Origin of the sequence: Mycobacterium sp., assembly GCF_032162105.1 — a bacterium.
Lineage (GTDB): Bacteria > Actinomycetota > Actinomycetes > Mycobacteriales > Mycobacteriaceae > Mycobacterium.
On sequence record NZ_JAVRPS010000421.1, the window covers coordinates 1 to 8,115 of the forward strand.

The 8,115-nt window shown below is 67.2% G+C and carries 8 protein-coding genes; 4 read left to right on the forward strand and 4 right to left on the reverse strand.

The features are described from left to right. The first annotated feature begins 29 nt into the window (after positions 1-29). Together mntR and QOC69_RS21385 are read left to right on the forward strand one after the other, a co-directional pair. Positions 30-743: a manganese-binding transcriptional regulator MntR gene (gene mntR / locus QOC69_RS21380; protein ID WP_526443306.1), complete on the forward strand. Its 714-nt coding sequence runs from the start codon at positions 30-32 to the stop codon at positions 741-743. Between the two features lie 31 nt (positions 744-774). Next, positions 775-1,206 (forward strand): type II toxin-antitoxin system Rv0910 family toxin, encoded by a 432-nt coding sequence (locus tag QOC69_RS21385; protein WP_526443296.1) that lies wholly within the window; start codon positions 775-777, stop codon positions 1,204-1,206. 4 nt (positions 1,207-1,210) lie between these two features. Here QOC69_RS21385 and truB read toward each other — a convergent pair whose 3' ends face one another. From truB to pptH, 3 genes are read right to left on the reverse strand one after another with little or no spacing between them, the layout of a single operon-like run. Further along, positions 1,211-2,092, reverse strand: a complete 882-nt coding sequence (gene truB / locus QOC69_RS21390; protein ID WP_526443308.1) for a tRNA pseudouridine(55) synthase TruB — start codon at positions 2,090-2,092, stop codon at positions 1,211-1,213. 35 nt (positions 2,093-2,127) lie between these two features. Next, positions 2,128-2,790: a 4'-phosphopantetheinyl transferase PptT gene (gene pptT / locus QOC69_RS21395; RefSeq protein WP_526443298.1), complete on the reverse strand. Its 663-nt coding sequence runs from the start codon at positions 2,788-2,790 to the stop codon at positions 2,128-2,130. Beyond that, complete coding sequence (gene pptH / locus QOC69_RS21400) at positions 2,787-3,764, reverse strand: ACP phosphodiesterase PptH (protein ID WP_526443310.1); 978 nt, start codon at positions 3,762-3,764, stop codon at positions 2,787-2,789. The genes pptT and pptH overlap by 4 nt, the downstream gene beginning before the upstream one ends. A gap of 106 nt (positions 3,765-3,870) precedes the next feature. Here pptH and QOC69_RS21405 point away from each other — a divergent pair, with 106 nt between their 5' ends. Beyond that, positions 3,871-4,455: a DUF3558 domain-containing protein gene (locus QOC69_RS21405; protein ID WP_526443300.1), complete on the forward strand. Its 585-nt coding sequence runs from the start codon at positions 3,871-3,873 to the stop codon at positions 4,453-4,455. Between the two features lie 58 nt (positions 4,456-4,513). Here QOC69_RS21405 and QOC69_RS21410 read toward each other — a convergent pair whose 3' ends face one another. Then, positions 4,514-5,941 carry an RNA-guided endonuclease TnpB family protein gene (locus QOC69_RS21410; RefSeq protein ID WP_526443302.1) on the reverse strand — a complete coding sequence of 476 codons (1,428 nt, stop codon included), beginning with the start codon at positions 5,939-5,941 and terminating at the stop codon, positions 4,514-4,516. Between the two features lie 459 nt (positions 5,942-6,400). Here QOC69_RS21410 and QOC69_RS21415 point away from each other — a divergent pair, with 459 nt between their 5' ends. After that, on the forward strand, positions 6,401-8,047 hold the full coding sequence (locus QOC69_RS21415) for a CocE/NonD family hydrolase (protein WP_526443304.1): 1,647 nt from the start codon (positions 6,401-6,403) through the stop codon (positions 8,045-8,047). Positions 8,048-8,115: the final 68 nt, after the last annotated feature.

Here is an 8,115-nt window from a genome sequence, read left to right on the forward strand (position 1 = left end):
GAGGTGATGATTGCCTAAACTTCTTCACTGTGAATCCTGAAGGCAACCCACGCGACCTGTCGACGGTTGCCCAGGACTATCTGAAGGTCATCTGGACCGCCCAGGAATGGTCGCGGGAGAAGGTCAGCACGAAGATGCTGGCCGAGCGCATCGGGGTGTCGGCGAGCACTGCGTCGGAGTCCATCCGCAAGCTCGCCGATCAGGGGCTCGTCGACCACGAGAAGTACGGCGCGGTGACCCTCACCGAGGCGGGCCGCAACGCCGCGCTGGCGATGGTGCGACGACACCGCCTGATGGAGACGTTCCTGGTCAACGAACTCGGCTACGGCTGGGACGAGGTGCACGACGAGGCCGAGGTGCTCGAGCACGCGGTGTCGGACCGGATGCTCGACCGCATCGACGCCAAGCTGGGGTATCCCACCCGCGACCCGCACGGTGATCCGATTCCCGCCGCCGACGGACAGGTGCCGACCCCTCCGGCGCGACAGCTATCGGCCTGCCGAGACGGTGAGGCGGGGACCGTGGCCCGGATCTCGGACGCCGACCCGGAGATGCTGCGCTACTTCGACAGTGTCGGAATCAACCTGGACTCCCAGTTGCGTGTTGTGGCCCGCCGCGACTTCGCGGGCATGATCTCAGTGGCCATAAGGAACCCAGCGAACCCGGCAGCGTCCGGCGAATCCGGCGAGACCACCGTCGATCTGGGTAGTCCCGCCGCGCAGGCGATCTGGGTGGTCGCCTAGCAGGCGCGCTCCCGCACCCTAGGATCCGGGGATGGCGAAACTCGAGCTGACCCGGAAGCTGTCGCTGACTCCCGAAGAGGCATGGGCGCACGTGTCCAATCTCGCGGAACTGGGCGACTGGCTGCAGCTGCACCAGGGTTGGCGATCGGACCTGCCCGACCAGCTCGAGGTCGGCACGACCATCGTCGGCGTGGCGGGCGCGAAGGGGATGCGCAACCGAGTGACGTGGACGGTGCGGAAGTTCGATCCGCCGTCCTCACTCGAGATCACCGGCGACGGCGTCGGTGGCGCCAAGTACGCGCTGACCATGAAGGTGGCCCCGACGAATGAGGGCAGCTCGTTCACGCTGAAACTCGACCTGGGTGGACGGCCGCTGTTCGGTCCGATCGGAGCTGCGGCGGCCCGGGCCGTGAAGGGCGACATCGAGAAGTCCATCGAGCGTTTCGAGACGTTGTACGCCTGATCTCCTAGAGCGTCGCCGGCCGGACGACGACCACCGACTTGGTGCGGGACGTCCCGTCGGACAGGAGTGCGACGACCTGGCCATCGGGCGCGGCCGCCGCATAGACACCGTCGATGCCTGCAGGTTCCAGCGCCCGGCCGTGCCGGGCCGACTCGGCTTCCTCGGCGGTAAGGTCGCGGCGCGGGAACATCAGCAGGCACGCCTCGTCCAGCGAGTAACTCAGTCGCGGCGCGTCCGCGAGGCGCTCGAGGGTGTGCGCCTCCCCCAGCCCGAAGCGGCCAACCCTGGTGCGCCGCAGCGCGGTGAGATGCCCGCCGACGCCAAGGGCGGCGCCGATGTCGCGGGCCAGCGCCCGGATGTAGGTGCCGGAGGAGCAGTCCACCTCGACGTCGACGTCGACGAGCCGGTCGTGCCGCCGCGTCGCCAGCACCTCGAACCGGTCGATCCGCACCGGGCGCGCGGCCAGCTCGACGGTATTGCCCTCGCGGGCGAGTTTGTAGGCGCGCTGCCCGTCGACCTTGATCGCACTGACCGCGGACGGCACCTGCTGGATGTCGCCGCGCAATCCGGCCACGGCGTCGCCGACGGCGGCGTCGGTCACGTCATCGGCCGGAACCGTCTGCAGCACTTCGCCTTCGGCGTCCTCAGTCGAGGTGGTCTGACCGAGCCGGATGGTGGCCGCATAGGTCTTGTCGGTCGCGGTGAGCAGGCCGAGGATCTTGGTGGCCCGGTCGATTCCCACCACCAGCACGCCGGTGGCCATCGGGTCGAGCGTGCCGGCGTGGCCGACCTTACGGGTGCCGAACAGCCTGCGACAACGCCCGACGACGTCGTGGCTGGTCATTCCCGCAGGTTTGTCGACGACGACGATCCCCGCGGTGCTGATTCCCGGGTCGCTGCGCTCCTGCCCTCCGGAGGCGCTCACATCACGATCGCCGTCAGCGCCAGCCCGTCGCGCACCGACCAGCGACCGGCCAGCGCAGTCAACGGCGGCCCGGACTCGGCGGCGGGATCGATCAGAATCGCCGACGAGAACGTGCCTGCGGCGCCGGACCCGTCGACGGTGAAGGTAACGTGTGCGTCCTCGAAGCCCAGCCACCGGTGGGTCAGCGGAAACCAGGCCTTGTAGGTCGCCTCCTTGGCGCAGAACAGGATCCGGTCCCAATGCAGGTTGCCGGGCAGACCGGCGAGCTCCGTCCGTTCGTCGGGCAGGCCGATGGCCGCCAGCACGCCCTTGGGCAGCACGTCGTGCGGTTCGGCGTCGATGCCGACCGAGCGGACGTCGGTCCGGCGGCCCACCACCGCGCCGCGGAAGCCCTCGCAGTGCGTTAGGCTGCCGACGACTCCGTCCGGCCAGCACGGTTCGCCCTTGTCCCCCTTGAGGATCGGCACCGGTGGCAGTCCGAGTTCACCGAGCGCCTGGCGAGCGCAGTAGCGCACCGTGACGAACTCGTTGCGGCGCTTGGCCACCGAGCGCGCGACGAGTGGTTCCTCCTCCGGGAAGGGAACCAAATCGGTTGGATCGTCGTACATTTCGGCGGCCGCCACGCTGCTTGGCAGGACGCCGGAGAGCAGCGTCGTCATCTCGAACGCCGCTCCTTGATGCGTGCCTGCATCGTCTCCGCGCCCGCGCGCATCTCGGGTGTCACTTCGAAGTGGCCGCCGAACTCGTTGAGGTAGCCGGGCGGATACAACGGGTCGGGCAGGATCTGACGCATCCATCGATAGGGCTTGCGGCGCCGCCACTCCCGCGGGTAGCCCACCGACACCTCTTCGAATCGCACGCCGTCATACCAGGTGGTCCGCGGGATGTGTAGGTGGCCGTACACCGAGCACAGCGCGTTGTAGCGGGTGTGCCAGTTCGCGGTGGCGGTGGTGCCGCACCACATCGCGAACTCGGGGTAGAACATCGCGTCGCAGGGCTCGCGCACCAGCGGGAAGTGGTTGACCAGGATCGACGGGGTCAACCAATCCAGGTCTTCGAGCCTCTCCCGCGTCTGCTTCACCCGGTCCCGGCACCACGCATCGCGGGTGGCGTAGGGCTCGGCGGACAGCAGGAACTCGTCGGTGCCGACGACGTTGCGTTCGCGCGCCAGCGCAAGGCCCTCGGCCTTGGTGGCCGTGCCCTCTGGCAGAAACGTGTAGTCGTACAGCAGGAACATCGGCACGATGGTGGCCGGGCCGCCCTCGTCGGTCCAAACCGGGAACGGATGCTCGGGGGTGACGATGCCCATCTCGTCGCACATGTTGACCAGATAGTCGTAGCGCGCCCGGCCGAAGATCTGCATGGGGTCCTTGCCGGTGGTCCACAGTTCGTGGTTTCCGGGCACCCAGATCACCTTGGCGAATCGCTTGCGCAGCAAGTCCAGGGACCAGCGGATCTCGTCGGTGCGTTCGGCGACGTCGCCCGCGACGATCAGCCAGTCGTCGGGAGTTGACGGATGCAGCGACTCAGTGACCGGCTTGTTGCCGGTGTGACCGATGTGAAGGTCGCTGATCGCCCAGAGAGTTGGGTGCCGATGTTCCGCTGACACAACGGTCCAGCCTACTGGCGCGATCGGGACGAGCCACCTCGGCAACTAGAACATGTTCCTACTTCTCCGTCGGGCGACGGTGCTCGACTTGTACACTCCCCGCAATGGCCGACGAGCGCGAGGGAGTGTGATGGCAGCCAAACTGCGCTTGCTGTCAGCGGTGTGTGCGCTGGTCGCGGCAGTGATCGTGGTCTGGCAGACCAATCCCGTCGCTGGTCCGGAGAACGGACCGGTGCAGCTGCGGTCCACGTCAGCGCCGATGAGCGACGTCTCCACGACCATCAAGTGGCCCGTGATCGAAACGGTCAATCCGAACCCGTTCGATGCGTGCAAGGACATCCCGTTCGACGTCGTCCAGCGGCTCGGCCTGGCGTTCACCCCGCCGGAACCCGAGGACAGCCTGCGCTGCCACTACGACGCGGGCAATTACCAGATGGCCGTCGAAGCGTTCGTCTGGCGAACCTACGAGCAGACGCTGCCCGCCGACGCCGTCGAACTCGACATCGACGGCCACCGCGCCGCCCAGTACTGGATCATGAAGCCCACCGACTGGAACAACCGCTGGTGGATCACCTGCATGATCGCCTTCAAGACCAGCTACGGAGTGCTGCAGCAGTCGCTGTTCTATTCGCCGATCTACGGCACCGACGACGTGGACTGCCTGTCGACCAACCTGCAGCGCGCGCGCGAACTCGCGCCGTACTACAAGCTGTAAAGCGTGTCGAACAACTCGGTTTAAGTATTCGGCACCGCCCTTCTCGGGCGTCGTCGGTTCAGGCCGCGGGTGCGGTATGAACGTCGGTTCCCGCGTCATCCGGGCTGGTTTCACCACCACGTGGGTGGTGGTCAGCGCCGTCCCGTCGGCGGACATTGGTGGCCCGGCCTCCTGCTTGGGGGTCCGGGGGTCGATGGGGGTCGTGATGGGTCTGGCCCCAGCGGGCCAGATTCGTCGCGGCGTTGAGGTCCCGGTCGGCGGTATGCCCGCAACCACAGGTGAACGCCCGATCGGCCAACGTCATCGCACTGTTGACTAGCCCGCATTGGGGGCATAGGCGGGTCGATGGGTACCAGCGGTCGGCTTCGGCGAGTTGGCCGCCGCGCCACGCCTGCTTGTAGGTGAGCATCCGGGCGAACTCTGACCAGGCGGCATCAGAGATCGCCCGTGCCAGCCGGTGATTAGCCAACATTCCAGCCACGTTGAGGTTTTCGATGACGAGCCGGTCGTGGGTCTTGACCAACTCGTTGGATACCTGGTGCAGGAAATGGCGGCGCACATTGGCGACGCGGTGATGATGCCGACCCAGTCGGGTAGCGGCATCCTTGCGGTTGTGTGATCCTTTCTTCTTGCGCGACAACGACTTCGACAATCGTCGTTGGTGTCTCATTCCAGCGGCGAGCGCTTTGGGTGCATCGCCGATGCGGGCGACCTCGGTGCCGTCGGCGGTGGCGGCGACCAGAAACGCCGACAGGCCGCGGTCCACGCCCACCCAGCCGCCACCGTCGTCAGGGCGGGTCGAGTGGTGCTGGTCGGGGTGTAGGTCGGCGGCCTGGGTGTTCAGTGAGATCCACCACCGTCCCCCGCGATAACTGATGGTGGCGAACAAGATCTTCGCCCTGTGTTTGGTGAGCATCCGTCGCAGCCCGCGGGTGTCATCGTGCACCCCGATCATCCCGATGCCGGGCAGTGTGACCGACCGTGGGCGATTACCGTCGCCGACGCGGATGGCCGGCGGTTTGCCTTTGGGGTGTTTGTTGCGCAGCCGAAACGATGGGATGTCCCCAGTCTTCTTCTTGAAGCGCGGGAACCCAACTGGCTTGCCTGCACGGCGGCCCGATCGCGAATCCGACCACGATTTCAGGCCTTTACCGAGGTCGACAGCGGCTTCCTCGAACACTTGCTGACACACTTCACGCCGCCAGGGCAGTCCGGTAACCGCACACTCGATGCTGCCTTGGGTGTCGACGGTGAAGACCCGGCCAGCGTCGGCGGTCTTCTTCCACGCGTTGAACGTGTTGATCAGATCGAACCCGTTCCACGGCACGTCGACACCGGCATCGGTTTTGCGGTGGGTGAGCGCGCATTTCACCAGGCGTAGGCATTGATTGAAGGCAAACCGGGACGCCCCGGCGTGGCGGGCCAGCACGTGGTGTTGCTCGACGGTGGGATCGAGGCAGTAGCGGAATGTGGTGTGCCGACTCATCACTAGCCAACGTCTCACAACCCACCGACAAAAAGTCCTGGCCAGCCAAGACGCGTCGGACCCGTCGATCACCATCGACACTCATGTGACCCGAAGTTCGGTCATCGGCACCGGTACCGGTGCCGATCTGTCCGATACCGGTGGGCGCGTATCGCCCGGTTCCTCGTTCCCAAGCACCGCAAGGGCGGGCGACCCTGCCCACCACACCGCTGGCGCGAATACCTCGACGCCACGCTGTACGTGTTGCGCACTCGCCTGTGCGTGGCGGCATCTGCCGACCCGACTTCACGGTGTCCTGGTCGGCCGCCCACAAACACGCTCTGCGCTGGTGCCGGAACGGCACCTGGGCTCCAATCCTCACCACGGGCCGCGGCCGACGACCGGCGACCGGCGATGCCTTCACACTGGATGAATCAACTAGCCGAAGAGCCGCCGTCGCCGTTTGCGTAGCCTGCAGACGTGTCCTCTCCCGTGAAGCGCGTCGCCTCCCGTGTGCTGGCCCGCGCACTGAAGGTCCCGCCACCCACCACCGACTTCACCGTGCGTCACCGGGTGTTGGTACCCATGCGTGACGGCGTGGACCTGATCGCCGACCACTACGTACCGGACACCTCCGCGCCTGCGGGCACCCTGCTGATGCGCGGCCCATACGGCCGGGCGTTCCCGATCTCGAGCATGTTCGGCGCCGCTTACGCCGCACGCGGGTATCACGTCGTGATCCAGAGCGTGCGGGGCACGTTCGGCTCGGGCGGGGACTTCACGCCGATGATCCACGAGGTGGCCGACGGCGCGGACACCGCCGCCTGGCTGCGCGATCAGCCGTGGTTCACCGGTTCGTTCGCCACCGTCGGGTTGTCCTATCTGGGATTCACCCAGTGGGCGCTGCTGATGGACCCGCCGCCGGAGATGGCCGCAGCGATCATCACCGTCGGCCCACACGACTTCAGCGCCGCGACGTGGGGCACCGGCGCGTTCACGCTCAACGACTTCCTCGGGTGGAGCGACATGGTCGCCCACCAGGAGGATTCCAACGCCCTGATGAACGGTGTGCGACAGGTCAAGGCCAGGCGGACCCTGACCCGCGCCACGAATCAGGTGCCCATGGGCGATGCCGGCCGGAATCTCTTGGGGGCAGGCGCGCCCTGGTGGGAGTCCTGGGTCCAGAACCGCGACGACGACGACCCGTTCTGGGAACCCCTGCGCCTGACCGACGCGCTTGACCGCGTCAACATCCCGGTGCTGTTGTTCAGCGGTTGGCAGGACCGCTTCCTCGAGCAGACGCTGGCTCAGTACCGGCACCTGCGCGGGCGGGACGTGACGACGGCGCTGACCGTCGGTCCGTGGACTCACACGCAGCTGATGACCAAGGGCGCGCCGATCGTGCTCCGGGAATCGTTGGCGTGGCTCGACGGCCACCTCGGCAGCAAGCCCGTCGCGCCCCGCAGTTCGGTGCGGGCCTACGTCAACAAGGGCGACTGGCTCGAGCTGGCCGACTGGCCGCCCGCGATGCCCGAGCACGTGCTGTATCTACAACCCGCGCACCGGCTTTCGGAGACGCCGCCCGACGGGTCTGCACCGCCGTCGACGTTCACGTTCGACCCCGCCGATCCGACGCCGACGATCGGCGGGCGGTTGCTCTCCGCCGAGGGTGGCTACCGGGACGACACTCCCCTGGCCCTACGGGGCGACGTCCTCGACTTCACCGGCGACCCGCTGCCTGCCGACCTCTACCTCGTCGGCAGCCCCGTCGTCGAGCTGTCGCATTCGTGCGACAACCCGCACAACGACCTGTTCGTCCGGGTCAGTGAGGTCGACGCAAAGGGTCGCTCGACCAACGTCAGCGACGGATTCGTCAGGCTGGCAACCGATTCCGGAACCGTCCGGCTCGAGCTCGACGCCGTCGCGCATCGGTTCCAGGCCGGCTCGCGAATCCGTGTGCTGGTCGCGGGCGGGTCGCATCCGCGCTTCGTCCGCAATCTGGGCACCGAAGAACCGCCGATCTCAGGACGGCGGATGGCGCCCGCGACGCACACCGTGCACCACGGCGCGGAAGGGGCATCCCTGCTGGTGTTGCCCGCGGGCCCGCAGCCGCCATCAACCAACTGAGGCGCGAACGAGTTCGGCGATCGCCTCCAGCGCGGCATCGTCGTGCACGGGATCGGCCCACGCCGGAA

Coding starts and splice junctions, on each gene's coding strand:
- QOC69_RS21405 (WP_526443300.1), top strand. CDS start 3,871: ATGGCAGCCAAACTGCGCTTGCTGTCAGCGGTGTGTGCGCTGGTCGCG.
- pptT (WP_526443298.1), bottom strand. CDS start 2,790: ATGACGACGCTGCTCTCCGGCGTCCTGCCAAGCAGCGTGGCGGCCGCC.
- QOC69_RS21410 (WP_526443302.1), bottom strand. CDS start 5,941: ATGAGTCGGCACACCACATTCCGCTACTGCCTCGATCCCACCGTCGAG.
- QOC69_RS21385 (WP_526443296.1), top strand. CDS start 775: ATGGCGAAACTCGAGCTGACCCGGAAGCTGTCGCTGACTCCCGAAGAG.